Genomic DNA, 385 nt, shown 5'->3' with positions numbered 1-385 from the left:
ATGGCGAACGCGAGCAGCTTGATGTTGCGTGTGTTGATGCCCATCGCCTTGGCGGCCGTCTCATCTTCGCGCACGGCAATCCACGCCCTGCCCATGCGCGAATGTTGCAGACGCACGCATACCAATGCGATTAGGACGGCCAACGTGACAAACAGGTAATAGTGGAGATAGACGGGATTTGCTTGCAAACCGAATATCTCGTGATTGCTGAAGAAATCAAATCCAAACAGGGAGATCGGCTCGACGCCGGTAATGCCCTTCGGCCCGTTAGTGATATTCACCGGGCTATCCAGGTTGTTCATAAAGATACGGATGATCTCCCCGAAACCCAGCGTCACGATGGCCAGATAGTCGCCGCGCAAACGCAGCGTCGGCGCACCGAGCA

General features: G+C 55.6%; 1 protein-coding gene. It reads right to left on the bottom strand.

Going from position 1 to position 385, the window contains the following annotated elements:
* On the bottom strand, window positions 1-385 hold a 385-nt coding region (locus A9762_RS03175; RefSeq protein ID WP_371442388.1), incomplete at both ends, for a branched-chain amino acid ABC transporter permease.

Source organism: Pandoraea sp. ISTKB, from assembly GCF_001721285.1.
Classification (GTDB): domain Bacteria; phylum Pseudomonadota; class Gammaproteobacteria; order Burkholderiales; family Burkholderiaceae; genus Pandoraea; species Pandoraea capi.
The sequence above is the reverse complement of the archived record's forward strand: the minus strand, read 5'-3'. Positions and strand labels throughout refer to the sequence as shown.